This window comes from Pseudoalteromonas sp. 1181_04, assembly GCF_052850545.1.
Genome location: NZ_VXCS01000020.1, coordinates 72,702 through 89,935 on the forward strand (window position 1 = coordinate 72,702; position 17,234 = coordinate 89,935).

General features: G+C 41.9%; 18 protein-coding genes. 1 reads left to right on the forward strand and 17 read right to left on the reverse strand.

Going from position 1 to position 17,234, the window contains the following annotated elements:
• Window positions 1-69: 69 nt before the first annotated feature.
• The 17 genes from flhB to FW757_RS16925 all read right to left on the reverse strand — a co-directional run bounded on the left by flhB (window position 70) and on the right by FW757_RS16925 (window position 16,496).
• Complete coding sequence (gene flhB / locus FW757_RS16845) at window positions 70-1,200, reverse strand: flagellar biosynthesis protein FlhB (RefSeq protein ID WP_182718178.1); 1,131 nt, start codon at window positions 1,198-1,200, stop codon at window positions 70-72.
• Window positions 1,201-1,209: 9 nt separating this feature from the next.
• Window positions 1,210-1,989, reverse strand: coding sequence for a flagellar biosynthetic protein FliR (fliR, locus tag FW757_RS16850; protein WP_145239372.1), 780 nt, complete (start codon window positions 1,987-1,989; stop codon window positions 1,210-1,212).
• A gap of 1 nt (window position 1,990) precedes the next feature.
• Window positions 1,991-2,260 carry a flagellar biosynthetic protein FliQ gene (locus tag FW757_RS16855; protein WP_182718179.1) on the reverse strand — a complete coding sequence of 90 codons (270 nt, stop codon included), beginning with the start codon at window positions 2,258-2,260 and terminating at the stop codon, window positions 1,991-1,993.
• Between the two features lie 43 nt (window positions 2,261-2,303).
• Window positions 2,304-3,044, reverse strand: coding sequence for a flagellar type III secretion system pore protein FliP (gene fliP, locus FW757_RS16860; RefSeq protein ID WP_149981483.1), 741 nt, complete (start codon window positions 3,042-3,044; stop codon window positions 2,304-2,306).
• A gap of 4 nt (window positions 3,045-3,048) precedes the next feature.
• Window positions 3,049-3,432, reverse strand: coding sequence for a flagellar biosynthetic protein FliO (gene fliO / locus FW757_RS16865; protein ID WP_145239382.1), 384 nt, complete (start codon window positions 3,430-3,432; stop codon window positions 3,049-3,051).
• Window positions 3,429-3,827, reverse strand: coding sequence for a flagellar motor switch protein FliN (gene fliN, locus FW757_RS16870; RefSeq protein WP_149981486.1), 399 nt, complete (start codon window positions 3,825-3,827; stop codon window positions 3,429-3,431). Before fliN ends, fliO begins: the two co-directional genes overlap by 4 nt.
• Window positions 3,828-3,849: 22 nt before the next feature.
• Window positions 3,850-4,941 carry a flagellar motor switch protein FliM gene (gene fliM / locus FW757_RS16875; RefSeq protein ID WP_149981487.1) on the reverse strand — a complete coding sequence of 364 codons (1,092 nt, stop codon included), beginning with the start codon at window positions 4,939-4,941 and terminating at the stop codon, window positions 3,850-3,852.
• A 9-nt stretch (window positions 4,942-4,950) separates the two neighbouring features.
• Window positions 4,951-5,481, reverse strand: a complete 531-nt coding sequence (fliL, locus tag FW757_RS16880; RefSeq protein WP_149981489.1) for a flagellar basal body-associated protein FliL — start codon at window positions 5,479-5,481, stop codon at window positions 4,951-4,953.
• A gap of 102 nt (window positions 5,482-5,583) precedes the next feature.
• Window positions 5,584-7,878: a flagellar hook-length control protein FliK gene (locus FW757_RS16885; RefSeq protein ID WP_446441456.1), complete on the reverse strand. Its 2,295-nt coding sequence runs from the start codon at window positions 7,876-7,878 to the stop codon at window positions 5,584-5,586.
• A 129-nt stretch (window positions 7,879-8,007) separates the two neighbouring features.
• A complete protein-coding gene (fliJ, locus tag FW757_RS16890; protein WP_149981493.1) occupies window positions 8,008-8,454 on the reverse strand; it encodes a flagellar export protein FliJ in 447 nt (148 codons plus the stop codon).
• Complete coding sequence (gene fliI / locus FW757_RS16895) at window positions 8,454-9,788, reverse strand: flagellar protein export ATPase FliI (RefSeq protein ID WP_145239400.1); 1,335 nt, start codon at window positions 9,786-9,788, stop codon at window positions 8,454-8,456. The genes fliJ and fliI overlap by 1 nt, the downstream gene beginning before the upstream one ends.
• Before the next feature lie 18 nt (window positions 9,789-9,806).
• Window positions 9,807-10,625: a flagellar assembly protein FliH gene (fliH, locus tag FW757_RS16900; protein ID WP_145239404.1), complete on the reverse strand. Its 819-nt coding sequence runs from the start codon at window positions 10,623-10,625 to the stop codon at window positions 9,807-9,809.
• A 3-nt stretch (window positions 10,626-10,628) separates the two neighbouring features.
• Window positions 10,629-11,669, reverse strand: coding sequence for a flagellar motor switch protein FliG (gene fliG, locus FW757_RS16905; RefSeq protein ID WP_145239407.1), 1,041 nt, complete (start codon window positions 11,667-11,669; stop codon window positions 10,629-10,631).
• On the reverse strand, window positions 11,662-13,377 hold the full coding sequence (gene fliF / locus FW757_RS16910) for a flagellar basal-body MS-ring/collar protein FliF (protein WP_182718183.1): 1,716 nt from the start codon (window positions 13,375-13,377) through the stop codon (window positions 11,662-11,664). The genes fliG and fliF overlap by 8 nt, the downstream gene beginning before the upstream one ends.
• Before the next feature lie 20 nt (window positions 13,378-13,397).
• A complete protein-coding gene (gene fliE / locus FW757_RS16915; RefSeq protein ID WP_145239413.1) occupies window positions 13,398-13,730 on the reverse strand; it encodes a flagellar hook-basal body complex protein FliE in 333 nt (110 codons plus the stop codon).
• Between the two features lie 178 nt (window positions 13,731-13,908).
• Window positions 13,909-15,387 carry a sigma-54-dependent transcriptional regulator gene (locus FW757_RS16920; RefSeq protein ID WP_446441457.1) on the reverse strand — a complete coding sequence of 493 codons (1,479 nt, stop codon included), beginning with the start codon at window positions 15,385-15,387 and terminating at the stop codon, window positions 13,909-13,911.
• A complete protein-coding gene (locus tag FW757_RS16925) occupies window positions 15,384-16,496 on the reverse strand; it encodes a sensor histidine kinase (RefSeq protein WP_182718185.1) in 1,113 nt (370 codons plus the stop codon). The genes FW757_RS16920 and FW757_RS16925 overlap by 4 nt, the downstream gene beginning before the upstream one ends.
• A gap of 140 nt (window positions 16,497-16,636) precedes the next feature.
• On the opposite strand from FW757_RS16925, the gene FW757_RS16930 reads away from it, so the two are divergent.
• Window positions 16,637-17,224, forward strand: coding sequence for a DNA-3-methyladenine glycosylase I (locus tag FW757_RS16930; protein WP_145239421.1), 588 nt, complete (start codon window positions 16,637-16,639; stop codon window positions 17,222-17,224).
• Window positions 17,225-17,234 lie beyond the last annotated feature (10 nt).

The window sequence follows — 17,234 nt, forward strand, 5'->3', positions numbered from 1 at the left end:
CTAAACGGAATTTGCAATAACTATTCCAAGTTATTAATTACTAGCTTAAAAGAATACTGATTATTCAAATCAATACTTATAGGCATCTGGAATTGGGAGTGTTTTATTCAATTTTGTAGGGCGTTTACCACGGCCTTTTTGAAAGCGTTTAAGCTGAAATACATAAGCTAAAACTTGTGCGACTGCAGTAAATAGTTGGTCAGGGATTTGCTCTCCTACTTCGGCGGTATGATACAGTGCTCGAGTTAGCATGGGGGATTCAAGGATGGGTACCTCGTTACCAATGGCTATTTTCCTAATTTGCATCGCCATCTCATCAATGCCTTTGGCAACGACTATCGGCGCGCCAGCGCGCTCTGTGTCGTACTTTAATGCCACAGAGTAATGAGTAGGGTTGGTGACAACTACATCGGCATCTGGCACATCCTGCATCATGCGTCGCTGCGACATTTGTCTTTGCGTTTGTCTTATACGCGCTTTAATTTGCGGATCACCTTCAGAATTTTTATATTCATCTTTGACTTCTTGCAGAGTCATTTTTAATTCTTTGTGATGTTTATGACTTTGATATGGCGCATCAATCGCAGCAATAATGGTTAAGGTGCAGGTCAGTCCTAAAAACATCCATGCGAGTATCTCTAAGGCATGAATGATATTGCCCGGCGCACTTTCAATACTCAGATGAAGAATTTCATCAAAGAAGGTGTTGATCAAAAAGATAGCAAAGCCAGCTACTACCACAAACTTTAAAATCGATTTCACCAACTCGACGCCCGCTTGTGGACCTAACATCCGCTTTATACCTTTTGCTGGTGACATTTTACTGGCTTTAGGTGCTGCCGCCTCCCAACTAAAGTTAAAACCACCTAACAAGGTATTACCTATGATACCCGCCAGCACAATAATAAACACAAACATCGCCATCGGAAACACTAGCGCATCGGCCACCGCTCCCCACACAGAAAACATTTTAGTGGTATCGTACGTTTCATTACGGTTCAAGCTGAGCATGCGACCCATTATATTATACAGTCCCTTGCCAATCTCAGGTCCGTACATAAGTAATGAAATGGCTGAAAAAATAAGTACAAACATGGTGCCAAGCTCTTTTGAGCGCGCAACTTGACCTTTCTTTTTCGCGTCGCTTACTTTTTTCCCCGTGGGTTCTTCGGTTTTTTCTTGACCTGAATCTTCAGCCATCACTCTCTCCTATGGGGAACAACCAACTAAAGTACACATTAACTCAATCATTTTTAACCATTGAAATTCAAATTGAGTAACAAAGTTACCTAAGGTTGCCCAAATAATGACTAAACCTGCAACCAAGGTAAACGGAAAACCGATTGAAAAAATGTTTAACTGCGGTGCTGCACGGGTCATCACACCAAACGACATATTAATCACCAGCATAGCTGTTAAAGGCGCCAAAGATAGCACCAAGGCGGTAGTAAACATCCAGCCGCCCCACGTCACTATGTCCCAATAATGATCAACCGCCCACCAATTACCGTCGATTGGCAGCACTTCAAAGCTATGCACTACCATTTGGATCATCATTAAATGGCCATTAAATACAAAGAATAATAGCGTGGCTAGAATCAAATAAAACTGCCCAACAGCAGGCACACTCATACCATTAGAGGGATCAACAACTGAGGCGAAACCAAGACCAGTTTGCATTGCTAATATTTGCCCTGCTAACACAAAAGTATTCAACATCAATACAGAAGCAAAACCTATCGCAACACCGATTAACATTTGTTGAATAACTACCAAGATCATCTCAAAAGAGAATAAGTTATTAAATGTCGCAGGCGGAAGTACTGGTACAACTAAAAAGGTAATCATTACCGCTAGACCCATCTTGATCCGCGTAGGCACATTTTTAGCACCCAGCCCCGCCATGATCATAATCATCGAGCTGATCCGTACTAGTGGTAACAAAAAGTCACTCAGCCACTGAATAATGACTGAAAAAGGAAACTCCATACTAGCCTGCTATCTCTGGGATGATAAGCACTAAACGAGTGAAAAAATCCATTAACTCTTGCGTTAACCAATGCCCTCCAGCAATTAACGCACTGATGGTAATTAATAAGCGCGGCAAAAAGCTTAATGTTTGTTCATTGATTGATGTAGCAGCTTGAAAAACGGCAACCACTAAACCCACTAATAAACCTGGTACCACAATTGCGGAGACTAACTTAATAACTAAAAACAAAGAATCGCTAAGTATGTCAACAAAAATTTCCGGTTCCATGGTCCCCTCCTAACCTTTGTAGGCAAAGTATTGTATTGCCATATCAAGTACCTAAGCCAAAACTCTTCGCTAAAGTGCCCATTACTAAACTCCAGCCATCGACAAGTACAAACAACATAATTTTAAACGGCATAGACACAATCATCGGCGAGAGCATCATCATACCCATGGCCATTAAAACTGACGCAACGACTAAATCGACTATCAAAAATGGAATAAAAAACATAAAACCAATAATAAATGCAGTTTGTAATTCACTGGTTATAAATGCGGGGATCAATACAATTAATGGCGTCGCTTCAGGTGAGTCTAACTTGTCATACCCAGCAATTTTAGCGAAGGTTTCTAAATCTTTTATGCGCACCTGTGAGAGCATGAATTCCTTCATCGGCTCTTTGGCAAGTTCAAGCGCTTGAATCGAGGTCACCTGCTCATTTAAATATGGCTCAATGGCTTGCTGATTCACTTTTTGATAAACCGGCGTCATTATAAAAATACTTAGAAATAGCGACATACCTAACAATATTTGATTCGATGGTGTTTGTTGCAAACCAATTGCTTGGCGTAAAATAGCCAGTACTACAATAATGCGAGTAAATGAGGTCATCATGATCACCGCAGCGGGTATAAAGCTCAACGCGGTCATAATAGCCAGTACTTGCAAGGTTACAGAGTAATCTTGCGAGCCATCTGGATTAGTCGTAATACTTAGCGCTTCAATGCCTTCGGCGTTAACTGAGGGAATAAAAACTAATGCAAAAAGTATAAGCAGCCACTTAGTCATATTATTAATTCTTTTTAATGTGGTTAGTTTGTGGGTTTAATAGCTTGCCAAAACGTTGTGCTAGGGCTGGCAACTCTTTTTCTGTTAACGGGGTTTCTAATTTATGCAGGTAGTTAATACTATGCGGCGTTACACCTAATAAATGCTGACAATTATCAATTTCGACGACCATTAATCGCTCTCGCGCACTTAATGGTAAACTACGCACCACTTTAAATTCGTCGGTATTTGCTAAATTGGGGTTTAGTTTTTTAACCAAAAATGCCAGTACCACAATCAGTACTAGCACCATGATTAAAGACATTACCATTGAGAGTAAGTCGCCCATAGGTGTCGCTGCGGGCAGTGCTGAGCTTGCTGCAGTCGATAAAAAAAGCCAACTGCTCATCGCAGCTTTTTGATCCGTTCAACTTGGCTGATCACGTCAGTGAGGCGGATACCAAATTTATCATTAACTACGACGACTTCACCGTGCGCTATCAATGTACCATTAACTAATACATCCAGTGGTTCACCGGCAACACGATCAAGTTCAACAACTGAACCTTGGTTAAGCTGAAGTAAGTTACGAATATTGATTTTTGAACGCCCAACTTCCATCGAAATAGTTACCGGGATATCTAAAATTGTATCGAGTTTGCGTTTTTCTTCGCCACTCATTTCATGTCTAGTATCACTTAACTCGTCAAGTTCAGTTACTTTGGCACCGTCAGAACTGTCGGTTCCTTCGGCTTCGGCTAAAGCAGCCGCCCATTCGTCCATTGTATCTTGGTCATCACTCATACTATTAAACCTTTTAATTCTCTTACCAGTCTAAATCTACGCCTTCTGAAAGGTGTAGATCATCTTCTAGTTCTGCTAATTCCGCATCTGAATCAAGCTTTTTGCCACCTTTTGTAAAGACATGCAACTCTGATTTGACTGATTCAGGACGTCTAATTTTTTCACTAATTTGCAGCGCAACGTTATCACGAGAACGACCCATTTTCGCCCTAAAGGTCGGCAGCTCTTCGACAAACACCGTTATGTGCTCTGGCATTTCAACAGGAATAATATCCCCAGCCTTAAGCTCCATAATTTGCGCTAAGGTTAAATCAACTTCAAGCAGTTGTGTTGATATTTCAACTTCAACATCCATAATTTCATCACGTAAGGCTTTGCTCCAACGTAAATCGGTATCTTCAGTATCTGATTGCACACCAGCATCGAGTAATTCACGAATAGGTTCAAGCATTGAATACGGCAATGCGATATGGAAATCTCCGCCACCGCCATCCAGCTCAATATGGAATGAACTGATCACTACTACTTCGGTGGGGCTGACGATATTCGCCATTGCTGGATTAACTTCTGAATCAAGATATTCAAAAGACACGTCCATTACCGGCGCCCATGCTTCTTTGTAATCTTCAAAGATTATTTTTAATAGCATTTGTACAATACGGCGCTCAGTAGGCGTAAATTCACGACCTTCTATTTTCGCATGATAGCGACCATCGCCACCAAAAAAGTTATCAACCAAGATAAACACTAACCGTGCTTCCATGGTGATTAATCCAGTACCTTTAAGAGGACGAAAGCGCACCATGTTAAGACTGGTAGGAACAAATAAAGTGTGGATATATTCACCAAACTTTATCATTTGTACGCCATTGATAGAAACCTCAGCAGTGCGGCGCATCATATTAAACAAGCTAATTCGCATGTGTCGAGCAAATCGTTCGTTCACAATCTCCAGAGTCGGCATGCGACCACGAACAATACGATCTTGTGAAGAAAAATCGTATTGTAGCGTATTACCGCTGCCATCATCACCGTCCTGTAGATCCTCCTCTTCGACTTCATCGACACCATGCAACAGGGCATCGATTTCATCTTGGGATAATAAATCGCTCACGCTGACCCCTTATTGCATTACAAAGCCGGTAAACAACACCCGCTCGATTACTTTACTTCCCTCTACGTCCATTAACGCCGCTTGTACTTTATCAAGCGCTGCTACACGCAGGGTTTCTTTTCCTTCGCTAGTGCCCAGTTCATCTGCGGTGGTGGTTGAAAACACACCAAGCAATGTACCTTCAATTAGTGGAATATGCTTTTTGGCCGTTTCTTCATTCACATCACCGCGCACTAATAATTGCACTTTTATTTGCACAATACGGTCACGACTTGCACCTGGTACGTTAAAAATAAAAGGTCGAGGCATCGCAACATATAAAGCACTGCCAACCTTTGCACCACTGCCACTTACCTCTGCAGTTTCAGTTGCAGGTGCAACCGATTCGTCTGCAAGTGTTTCAGGAGCAGCGTCTGAGCCTGACATCAAGAAAAAGCCAGCGGCACCACCAATTACCAATACCGCAGCAATAATAATTATAATCAGCTTTTTTTTACTTTTACTGCCATCTTCAATTTCTAAATTTGCTTCTTCAGCCATGCCGCTTTCCTTTATGCCTTGATAATAGCGATATTACGAGTGTCACCGCGCACCATCAAGTTATTTATTTTTATAGTCTTATACCTCATATAATAGCAGGTGTTAGGCATAGTAATCTATTGATGATGAAGATTGTTGCCCAGAGCCGCGAATTGGTTGCTGAGTTAATGCAGTTTCCTCTTCATTTTGTTGCTGATTTGCCTGTTGACCACGACCATTTTGTTGTCCGTCACCACCAGTATCACTTTGACTATTCCCCTGCTGGATACTGCTTTCACCCAGTTCAATTCCCTGCTGCGCTAACATTTCCCGTAATCTCGGCATTGATTGCTCAAGGGCTTCTTTGGCTTGCTGATTTTGCACCACAAAGTTAATGTGAGCTTGTTCTGCATCGCTACGAATACGAATTTGCATACTGCCCATTTCTGGCGGATCAAGACGTATTTCAGCTTCTTTATTATTAATGCTTAACAATGCACTCACTCGTTCTTGCAGTAACTTGGCAGCATCACTTTTCATGATATTCAACGCTTGTAACGCAGTTGGATCAATATTTATTTGTCTTGTCTGTGATGTAGGACTCGCTTGCTGAGCATGCATTACTTGCATATCAGCCAAAGCTTGTTGATAACTTTGCTCACTCCCTTCTACAGCCGTGGCTGTTGTAACTGCAGTGGTTAATCCGGTGAGCTGGCCAAACAATTGATTTACACGTGCCAATGTGTTGTCGCGCACAGGGCTTTGCTCTGCTTTAATATTTTCAGCAAATTGCTCGCTTTTTAGAACATTATCTTGTACTGCCAGTTTCACTTCTTGCTCTTTGCTTGCAGCCTTTATAAGTGCATCTTGTGGCGCAGATACTTTATTTGTATCTGATTTAGCGGTGCTGCTATTGGTAGTTGTAGTGCTTGCTAAATTATCTGCCATTGACTGAACCGTCAATTGAGCTTTTGACTCAGTCCTTTTTTCAGTACTCTCTGGCTGGGCTAATTCAGTAATCGCCTTATTGATCTGAGTTAATAAAGCCCCTTTGGGCTGCTCATTGCTCACAAAATTTCGTAATTGCTGGCTTAATGCCTGTTTTTGCATAGGGCTTAACAGCGAAATATCTTTACTTAGTTGAGTTAGCTCTGCGGTGTTAATTGTCGCAACTGCAGTGGTAGGTTTTGCAGCTTCTTTACTATTAAGCGCTACAAATTCAGCCAGCATTTTTTTTAAGTCAGTTATGTTAGCCGGTGATGGATCTTGCTGACGAATGACATCAACCTGAGTTTGCAGCTGTTTTTGCTGCTCCGGTGTTAAGCTCGCCAACAGTGGATTTTCATTTTTTTGCACAGTTGTCGTTGAGTTAAGTAATACCTTGCTGATTTGCTCTAATACAGCACTATTATTACGCTTTGACTGTTCAGCTGCTTTTTCTGATACATCAGTTTGAGAGCTTGAAGCAACACCTTTAACCGCTTCAGCGTCCATTGCTACTTCAGTGGCACTTTTGATTGCTTGTTTAGCGTTAGCAGTAACGTTAGTAACTGCTGCATCTGCAGTTAGTGCTGCGCTCTGTTGAGGTTTTCCTTGCTGAGCAAGCATAGCGTCGGAACCTTTAGCTAATACTTCACTGTCTTGTGGTTTACCTTGGCTTGTATTTGCAGCAGCAATTATTTGAGCTGCGTCATTGTCAACTTGCCCGCTTTTTAAAGCAGTTGTAGTAGCAACCGCTTGTTGGATTGTTGGCTGCATTGCCATCGCTTTATTTTGCGATGTCTCTTTTGCGACTTGAATATCATCAATAATAGGAGTAACTGCATCATCAGGCGGAGTGTTCCCCTTTAGCTGAAGTTGTTTATCAATTGCCTCTGCCAGCAGCGTTTTTTCTGTAAGTAACGATGATTTTAGCTGTTTATCGACTAATTGTGCAATCGGATCATCAGTAGCAGGAGTCTCTGTATCAATAATAGGCGTAACATCATCAATTGGACGGGCTCCAGTGACTTTAACAAGCTTAGGGTCTATTTTTTCCTCGCTGTATTTCCCCAACTTTGAAAGTAATGAGGAATTTTCAACAGTTGGCGTATTATTTACCCGAGTGTCCATGTTATTAGCCGCCGTTATTTGCGCAAGCATTGCATCACCAGACATCGCATTTTCATCACTGTTGTCAACAGACGTTTCTTGTGCTTTTTCAGCAACAATTACGGCTTCAGCTGAACGTGGCTCAGCACCCGTTGAATTAACCTTTATAGATGTTTCCGCAGCATTATTGGCACTTTGTAATTGGCTAAAAAAGTCACTATCAGTGCTTTCTTTATCTGCTGCACCAGCAGCTTTGGCACTGTCTTTTTTATTTAACTGAACATCCTGCTCAGTTGAGATAAACACTGAAAGATCACTAATAGCCATAATTCACCTAGATTAAAAGTGGCAATTTGCCGCCGCAGTTTGCCAGAATAAATACTTATTACATTAAACAAGCAAATAATATGCCTAAGCTGATTTGAATTAATAAATAACCCTATTTTGGGCAATAGGCTATAAAACGCGACGTCTTTGGTAAAATTGATTTGCGGAAAATTCATCAAGCATTTTTTGTTCATTTTTTTGTGCGATCACATTCGCTTTAAGTTGCTGTTTTTCTATTAACTTAGCAACCGCTTTAGCCTTAATCTGCTGTTTCAGCCATAAACTTTGGCGTTGTGAGACAACTTGTTTAGCAGTACTAACTGTATTCGCTTGTTGACGAATGGCTTCTTCGATTTTGGCAATGAAAGCATGATATTGACTAAACCCGGCGCTACTTAAACCGGACTTTCCTTTTACATGTAATTGCTGAGTATATTCTAAGCGAAAGTTATTCAAGCCTTGCAATTTTTGTTGATTGCCTTGCAAGTTTTGCTGCGCTTGTAAATAATTTATCCGTAAAGCTTCTTCTTTATCATTTTCTATTTTCAGCAATAAACTGAGCTTATTGGTTGCCATTATGCTTGTCCTAATAATTGCGCAAGCCCTTGTAGGCCATCGTCATAGCTGATCACATCCTTCATGCCTTGTTGTAAAAATGCATTCACTCTTGGCATCATATTAATGGCCTGATCAAGCATTTGGTCGGTGCCTTTTTGATAAGCACCTAAAGTAATCATATCTTTATTTTGCTGGAACATTGAATACACTTGTTTTAACACTCGCGCTTGTTGCATATGTGCTTCTGAGACAACTTGTGGCATCACCCGTGAAATCGATTTTTCTATATCAATAGCAGGATAATGACCACTGTCAGCGAGCTCTCTGGATAACACGATATGACCGTCTAAAATGGCTCGCGCCGCATCAGCAATCGGATCTTGCATATCATCCCCTTCACTCAGTACAGTAAAAAACGCTGTGATAGAGCCTTGCCCTTCGCCGCCATTACCAGCACGTTCCACCAGCGCGGGTAGCTTTGCAAACACTGAAGGCGGATAACCTTTAGTCGCTGGTGGTTCACCAACCGCAAGCGCTATTTCGCGCTGCGCCATGGCATAACGCGTTACAGAATCCAGTAGCAATAAAACATTTAAACCTTGATCGCGAAAGTACTCCGCGATAGTTACCGCACTTTCACAGCCTTTTAATCGCATTAATGGTGATGCATCAGCGGGCGCGGCAACTACGACAGAACGTTTACGCCCTTCCACACCGAGTATTTCTTCGATAAATTCTTTTACTTCGCGGCCACGCTCCCCCACTAAACCAACAACTATTACATCCGCTTCTGAGCCTCGGGTCATCATACCCAGTAATACCGACTTACCCACGCCTGAGCCTGCAAATAGCCCCATGCGCTGGCCTTGGCCAACAGTTATCACTGAATTAATAGCGCGTACGCCAACATCCATCGGCTGCGTAATTGGTCGTCGAGATAATGGGTTAATGGAATTTTGTGCAAATTTTAAGTAATGCTCTGCTTTAATAGCTCCAAGCCCATCCAACGGACGCCCTAAGCCATCAACAACACGACCAAGTAAACACATACCAACAGGCAGTCCGGTATCATTTACTTGTGGGATAACTCGCGCACCAGGTAGTACACCAGAAATATGGTCATTTGGCATCAAGTAAAGCGTCTGGTCATTAAAACCAACAATTTCAGCATCAACAAAACCATGCATGGTTTCAATTTTACATTGGCTGCCAACTGGCGCGCGTAATCCTTTCGCCTCTAATGTTAACCCTACAACACGGGTTAAAATTCCCGCAACAGCAGGCGTTGGACTATGAATATGTTTTTGATACTGTTGTAAACGTTCACTTAATGGGCGTGGTTGAGAACTCATTGCAAACCAAAAATGGAGTTAGATACCACTACTATGCAAAAAACTATCCAACGTTTCTTTGACGCGGGTTTTTATAGTCATATCAATAGATGATTGTGGTGTTTTTACTTGGCAACCACCGCGATCTAAAGTCGGCTCTGCAACTAACTGCCAATGGTTTTCAGCTAGTGCAGCTTCGCCATAACTATTTTTAACCAGTTCAATGTCTTCAGGGTGTAAATGAATACGCACACTTTGCTGCTCATTGGCTAACGCATCGATACACTGCTTTAAACTTTGCAAAATGATTTCAGGGGAGGTTTTAATTTCTTGATAAACTAACGCTTCGGTTAGCATTACGGTTAACTGTACAAGTTGCTTTTCGGCGTCATCATCGACTTTAGCTAATGGCGCTGACAAACTATCCAACAATGCTTTTAGACCCGTTAGCTGTTCTTCAATCAGTGGTTTTACTTCTTCTTGACCTTGTGTTTTACCAAGCTCAATGCCTTCTTTATAACCGGCTTCTTTTCCCTCACCTACGCCTTTTTCAAAACCATCAATATAACCCTGCTCGTGGCCTTGTTTTAAGCCTTCTTCGTAGGCATCTTGACGAATTCGTTCCAGCTCAGCCATCGTTAACGAAGGCAGCTCAGGCTCTTCGGGCTCTAGTGCTTGTTCACTTTCTTCAAGCTCTTTACGATATAAATCGGCCAGCGGTGTACCAAACGCCGTTGAACGACCATCGAATTTTCGAGTGTCTTGCGTAACATCTGGAATTGGCCAGTTTTCTAATAATTCATCAACTGCTTCACTGGCACGTAAAGGACGACCTTGATATTGAGTAGGTTTGCTCATGGTTTACAAGAACTCCTCACCACCACCACCACCAAGCATAATTTCACCTGAATCAGCGAGACGACGTGCCGTAGATAAGATCTCTTTTTGCGCGGCTTCAACTTCGCTGATCCGCACAGGTGCCATTGCTTCTAAATCATCAGCAAGCATCTCTGCAGCCCGTTTTGACATATTGCCGAGGATTTTCTCTTTCAATGCATCATCAGTGCCTTTGATGGCTTTCATCAGTACATCTTGTTGGACTTCACGCAAGATAGCTTGAATACCACGATCATCAACATCCATTAAGTTTTCAAATACGAACATTAAATCTTGGATTTGTTGCGACATCTCTTCGTCATGCTCGCGGATTGAATCCATCAACTGACCTTCAATATTGGTATCGAGGTAGTTCATAATATCAGCCGCCGCTTTCAAACCGCCCATTTTCGCAGCTTGCGCACCAGCTTGTCCGGCAAATTGTTTTTCCATGATCTCGTTCAATTCTTGTAAAGCCGCAGGTTGAACTTCTTCAAGGTTGGCGATGCGCATGGTTAAATCTAAGCGCACTTTTTCAGGAAACTGCGCTAAAATTTCGGCCGATTGCTCAGGCTCCAAATACGATAAAACGATAGTTTGTATTTGCGGATGCTCATTGCGAATAATATTGGCAACTTGCTTTGAGTCCATCCATTTCAATGAATCAAGACCCTTGGCACCAGATCCCATAACAATTTGATCTATCAGGCTTGCCGCTTTATCTTCACCAAGTGCCGCAGTAAGCGCTTTTTTGATAAAATCTTCTGATTGGAAGCCAATCGTACTAAAGCTTTGTATTTGTTCTATAAATAAATTGTGCACGGCACTGATTTTGGCTTGCGATAGATCATCTATCGCCGCCATTGCCATACCCACTTTTTGCACCTGTTTAGGTTCAAGGTGCTTTAATATTTGCGCTGCATCTTCTTCGGATAAGCTTAGCAATAAAATTGCGGCTTTATCTACACCGTCTAATTTATCAACATCAAACGCTGCTGGCAGTTGTTTTTGTTCTTGATCAGTCATCTTCAGTTAACCACGCTTTCACAACTTGTGAGGAGAGTTCTGGCTCATTTGCTACTAAGGCACGAACAGCTTTTAATAAGTCTTCATCGCCATGTAGGTCTGGTAACTGTAGTGTACCATCACTTGAGAAGCCAACCGAAGCAGAATCAAAATCTTTATTTAGCATATCTAGGGTGTTATCACCAATATCTACACCAGAACTAAGCGCATCATCATCATACTCTTCAAGGGTATCATCTGGGTAAATCAAGCGTTTCAGCATAGGTTTAACCACCGCCATGATTAGCACTATAATAACCAATGCGCCAAGCACTAAACGCACAACTTTCATAAACCAGTTTTGTTCCCACAGTGGTACTTCAATAGCTAAGTCCATCGGTTCACGTACAAACGGTACTGTCACTACTTCTAATGCATCACCACGCTGTAAGTCAAAACCCACACCACCTTGCAGTAAACGACGAATATTTGACAGTGCTTCAACTGAGCGAGGCTCCATAGTCGTTTCACCATTTTCACCCACTTTTGCCACATAATCGACTGCCACAGACACACTAATTCGACGAATAACACCACTTTGCTGACGTGTATGGGAAATAGTAGTATCAAGTTCATAGTTACGTGTCGCCTCTTTATGAGTGCGACTGGGTGATGAACCAGAGCCTGCACCACCTTGACCGGCAACTTCAGGAATATTCGAATCCACTGGGGGCTGATTTGTCAGCGCGCCAGGAATACCGATAGCTAACCCGCCGATGTTGTTTTCTTCAAAAGTGGTTTCGCTGCGTACCGCTGGTAAATCAGGGTTGTAGCGTTTTTGAGTTTCTTCAATCGCGCTAAAGTCCATACTTAAATCGACTTGTGCAGTGTAGTTACCCATGCCAATAACTGGCATTAAGATACCATCTATTTTATCTAGATATTCTTGTTCACGTTTACGTTCAATATCGTATTCTTTACGTGAGCGAGCAGCTAACGCACTTTGCGATCCTGAATTAAGTAATCGGCCATTTTGGTCTGTTACAGTTACTCGTGACGGCTCTAAACCTTGCACTGCTGAACCAATAATATCAACAATGGCGTCCACTTCTTCACTACCGAGCATACGACCACGTTTTAAAGTTAATACAACTGTTGCGGATGGTTTTTTCTCACGACGAGCAAAAACATTTTCTTTCGGGATTGCCAATAATACTTTAGCACGCGTGACATTTTGTAGTTCCTCGATCGTGCGCGCAAGTTGTTGTTCACGACCGTGCTTTAAACGTTCACGCTCTAAACGCTGACTAACACCAAAACCCATATCTTGCATGATAATATCAGTACCCGAGTTCGGCGCTTGCTCAATACCTTCGCGGGTCATTAACAATTTAATATTTTGATATTCATTTTCAGGAACAGAAACCACATTGCCATCAAGTTGATAGTCAATTTTTTGTGCATCTAAAAAATCGAGCGTTTGAATTAGCTCTTCCGTTGGCATTTTTCCAAGTGGACGCATATCTGGTTGACGTGCCCAAATAATCACAAAAATAGCGATCGCTAAACAAATCGCTAATGCAATAATTAAAGTGACCTGACGTAATACATCAACGCCGTTTAATGCACTTAAATAGCCTGACTTTTGTTCTTGTTGATCGTCATTATCAGTTTGGTCGATACCGCCGCCGGCCAAAGCAAGATCTGTTGATTGATTAGATTGCGCCACAATAATTCTCCACTACCTAGTTAAACAGGCATGTTCATGATTTCTTTATAGGCTTCTACAAGTTTGTTACGAACTTGTACAGTGGCTTCAAAGGCAACCGATGATTTTTGTGATGCGATCATCGCATCCGCTAATGACACATTTCGGTCGCCCATTTCAACCGCTACGACTTTTTGTTTTGCATCAGCTTGAAGGCCATTCACGGTATTGAGTGCATCACTTAACAAATCGCCAAATTGGGCGCTCGAAGTAGGCTGCGCCTGCGTCGGTAATTTGTTTACTTGATTACTACGACCAGCTTCGAGAGCCATAGATTGCATTTCTTGAAATAATGCGCTGTTTTGAATTTTCATAATTGTCTCTGACGATGCAGTTTACTAATAACTTAATAAAGCATAAAGCATGCCAACTAATAAATTAATTAATATCAATAGCTTGAGATGTGTTTTTGTTGTCAGAGTTTTGACAAGTTTACGCCCAGCAAGGCTGAGCGTAAATTAAATAGTGAAGGAAAACAAAAATTATAGAGGCTTAAGCAGGTAAGGTGATCCCCAAATCACGCATTTGTGCCAATTTATAACGTAATGTTCGTGGGCTGATCCCTAATGTTTCAGCTACATCTTTACGCTTGCCTTGACAACGATTTAGGGTCTCTAAAATAATTCTATGCTCTTTATCTTTAAGTTCATCTTTGTAACTTCCCGAATCCAAGCTTGGTAATTCTTCACGCAGCTGATTGCGTTCTGCTGTCGCTTTTATTGCTGGCGCTTGCAGATCATAATAAGCATCATTAGTTGGTGAACTTGTAACCGCCGAAGTAGTGTTTTCTGGTGCTGAATTAACCGGCACTAAACTTGCTGATAAAGCCGCAGTTAGAGGAGTCTGGGTTAAATTTTCAATAAAAATAGCACTTTCGTCAATCATATCACCGTGGCGTAATATCAACGCACGCTGGATCACATTATCCAGTTCACGCACATTACCTGGCCAAGTATGAGCTAATAATTTTTTCTCTGCCGGTTCGCTAAGTACAGCGATAGGCTCTTTGCTTTTATTGAGATGACGTTCAATTAAATGCTTTGCCAACACGACAATATCGCCTGGACGTTGACAAAGTGGACGCCACATCAACGGAAATACATTTAACCGATAATATAAATCTTCTCTAAACTGGTGCTTAGCCACAGCCTCTTTTAAATCACGGTTACTGGTAGCCAAAATACGCACATCTAGCTTAATAGTTTTGCGACCACCTAAACGTTCAACTTCGCGTTCTTGTAATACACGTAGTAACTTAGCCTGTAGGCCTAAATCTATCTCAGTGATTTCATCAAGTAAAATTGTGCCACCTTGTGCTTGCTCAAATTTACCCGGACAAGCTTGAATCGCACCAGTAAACGCGCCTTTCTCGTAGCCAAATAATGTAGCTTCGAGCATATTTTCAGGGATCGCAGCACAGTTTATTGCGACGAATGGCTGCTCTGCGCGATCTGATTTATCATGGATAAAGCGTGCGAGTACTTCTTTACCTGAGCCACTAGGACCAAGCACCATCACACTGGCATCCGATTTAGCAACCCGACTTGCAAGTTCTAATAGCTGAATGCTACTCGGATCGGCGACAATCGGGCCATCAGTTTCTTTTTCTGGCTCAGGTAGATAGCGGCTTACCATATTAAGTAGCACTTCGGGCGCAAACGGTTTGGCCATATAGTCAATTGCCCCTAACCGCATAGCCTCAACAGCATCATCAATAGTCGCATACGCTGTCATCATTAAAACCGGTAGATCAGGGTAATTAAGATTTATGCTGCGCAGTAAATCAAGACCACTCATCGCGCCCATTTGCACATCGCTCACGACCAGCGAAAAGCTGTCTTTTTTAAGTAGCACCATAGCTTGCTCGGCACTGTCAGCCGCAACGCAATCTATTCCAGACATTTCAAGCGTATCAATCAAGGCTTCACGAAGCCCTGCATCATCTTCAACCACTAAAATCGTGTTGTTCATATTGCCTCCGCCGATGTTGACTTTGTACAAATAGGTAACAGTAAACTAAAGCAGGCTCCGCCTTGAGCATTGTTCGTTACTGCAACTCGTCCTTGGTGTGCATTTGCGACTGAACTAACCACCGCTAAGCCTAAACCTGTGCCTTGGCTTCGGGTAGTAAAAAATGGTTCAAATAATTTATCAAGTAAGCTTAAATCGACCCCAGGGCCATTATCACTTACAGTAATACACACTAGCTCGGGATCACTCACATCCCGCTGCGCACTTAATTGAACGAGTGCATTACTGCCAACGACTTGAATACTATTGTGAATAAGATTTTGAATGGCACTGGCAAGCGCAGTTTTATTGCCCATTATCTCGATATCAGGCTCAGGTAAACTGACCTGAAGTTCACTATTATTAAGTGCGACCATAGCATCAGCGCCAGTTTTCACTTCAGTTAATAATTGCTGCATGGAAACATGTTCAACAACTTGCTGATCGCCACTTTTTGCGAACAACAACATATCGTTTACTTGGGTTTCGAGATCTTTTAAACGCGACATTAACTTAGTATGAAAATTGCCTCGCGAGCTTTCGGGTAACCGCTTTGAACCTAAATTAGCGGCATACAAAATCGCAGCAGACAGTGGTGTTCGCACTTGATGTGCCAAAGATGCCACCATTTTACCCAATGCACTTAAACGCTGCATATGTGCAACGCGTGTTTGTAGACGACGCGTTTCGGTTAAGTCAGTCATTAAGATTAATTGCCCTGGCTCTGGCGCTAATGCCGTTATTTCTAACTTAATTAAGCGTCCATCTTTTAGCGATACTTCATGGCCATCATCTTGTTGGGGCCGAAACGAGCGCTGGATCACACTGAACCACTTTTCACCTTCGAGTGGCTCCCCTAGCATGTCTGTTGCAATTTGATTAGCTTTAGCGATCAAACCGCGACCATCAAGCACCACAACACCCGCAGGCATTGTATCTACTAAATGACTTAACCAACTGGCTTGCTGGCGTAATTCACTTAACTCACCAATGTACTCTTCTTGCAGTAAACATGGGTTATACTGGGTCGCTGTGATAAATTGTGGTTTTAAGACATTAGCTAAGGCCATAATGCATTCTCGTTTACAGGATCTAACTAGCTAAATGCACAAATTGTACCAACAATTATATTGATTAATTTCATTTGCTTAGCGTATAAATAACGCGACAAAAAAATGACAAACTAAAATAAGCAAAGCAAGGAGACACTATGAATTCAACAAATTTATGTCGCTGCCCTTGGCTCGATACCAGTAAAGATGACTATGTTGCCTATCACGATGATGAATGGGGGATCCCAGTATATGATGACCAAACACTTTTTGAATTTATTACTCTGGAATCAGCACAAGCAGGATTAAGTTGGTATACGATTTTAAAGAAACGTGATGGTTATCGTCGTGCATTTTTGGATTTTGATGTAGAAAAAGTCGCACAAATGAACGAGCACGATGTTGAACGATTAATGCTTGATGAAACAATTATACGTAATCGTTTAAAAATTGTAGCAACTATAAATAACGCCAAACGTTTTATTGAAATTCAGCAAGAATTTGGCAGCTTCAGTAACTATCAATGGCAGTTTGTAGGTGGTAAGCCGTTAGTGAATGAGTTAGATAAACTTAGTGACTACCCTGCAATCACAGAGGCCTCAACTGCATTTGCAAAAGATTTAAAAAAACGGGGATTTAAGTTTTTAGGTCCAACCACAGTGTACGCCCATATGCAGGCCTGTGGTATGGTGAATGATCACAGTAATGATTGTTTTCGTAAAGCTGAGATTATTGAAAAATACTAGGTGAAAGGTG

Coding starts and splice junctions, on each gene's coding strand:
- flhB (WP_182718178.1), bottom strand. CDS start 1,200: ATGGCTGAAGATTCAGGTCAAGAAAAAACCGAAGAACCCACGGGGAAA.
- fliR (WP_145239372.1), bottom strand. CDS start 1,989: ATGGAGTTTCCTTTTTCAGTCATTATTCAGTGGCTGAGTGACTTTTTG.
- FW757_RS16855 (WP_182718179.1), bottom strand. CDS start 2,260: ATGGAACCGGAAATTTTTGTTGACATACTTAGCGATTCTTTGTTTTTA.
- fliP (WP_149981483.1), bottom strand. CDS start 3,044: ATGACTAAGTGGCTGCTTATACTTTTTGCATTAGTTTTTATTCCCTCA.
- fliO (WP_145239382.1), bottom strand. CDS start 3,432: ATGAGCAGTTGGCTTTTTTTATCGACTGCAGCAAGCTCAGCACTGCCC.
- fliN (WP_149981486.1), bottom strand. CDS start 3,827: ATGAGTGATGACCAAGATACAATGGACGAATGGGCGGCTGCTTTAGCC.
- fliL (WP_149981489.1), bottom strand. CDS start 5,481: ATGGCTGAAGAAGCAAATTTAGAAATTGAAGATGGCAGTAAAAGTAAA.
- FW757_RS16885 (WP_446441456.1), bottom strand. CDS start 7,878: ATGGCTATTAGTGATCTTTCAGTGTTTATCTCAACTGAGCAGGATGTT.
- fliJ (WP_149981493.1), bottom strand. CDS start 8,454: ATGGCAACCAATAAGCTCAGTTTATTGCTGAAAATAGAAAATGATAAA.
- fliI (WP_145239400.1), bottom strand. CDS start 9,788: ATGAGTTCTCAACCACGCCCATTAAGTGAACGTTTACAACAGTATCAA.
- fliH (WP_145239404.1), bottom strand. CDS start 10,625: ATGAGCAAACCTACTCAATATCAAGGTCGTCCTTTACGTGCCAGTGAA.
- fliG (WP_145239407.1), bottom strand. CDS start 11,669: ATGACTGATCAAGAACAAAAACAACTGCCAGCAGCGTTTGATGTTGAT.
- fliE (WP_145239413.1), bottom strand. CDS start 13,730: ATGAAAATTCAAAACAGCGCATTATTTCAAGAAATGCAATCTATGGCT.
- FW757_RS16920 (WP_446441457.1), bottom strand. CDS start 15,387: ATGAACAACACGATTTTAGTGGTTGAAGATGATGCAGGGCTTCGTGAA.
- FW757_RS16925 (WP_182718185.1), bottom strand. CDS start 16,496: ATGGCCTTAGCTAATGTCTTAAAACCACAATTTATCACAGCGACCCAG.
- FW757_RS16930 (WP_145239421.1), top strand. CDS start 16,637: ATGAATTCAACAAATTTATGTCGCTGCCCTTGGCTCGATACCAGTAAA.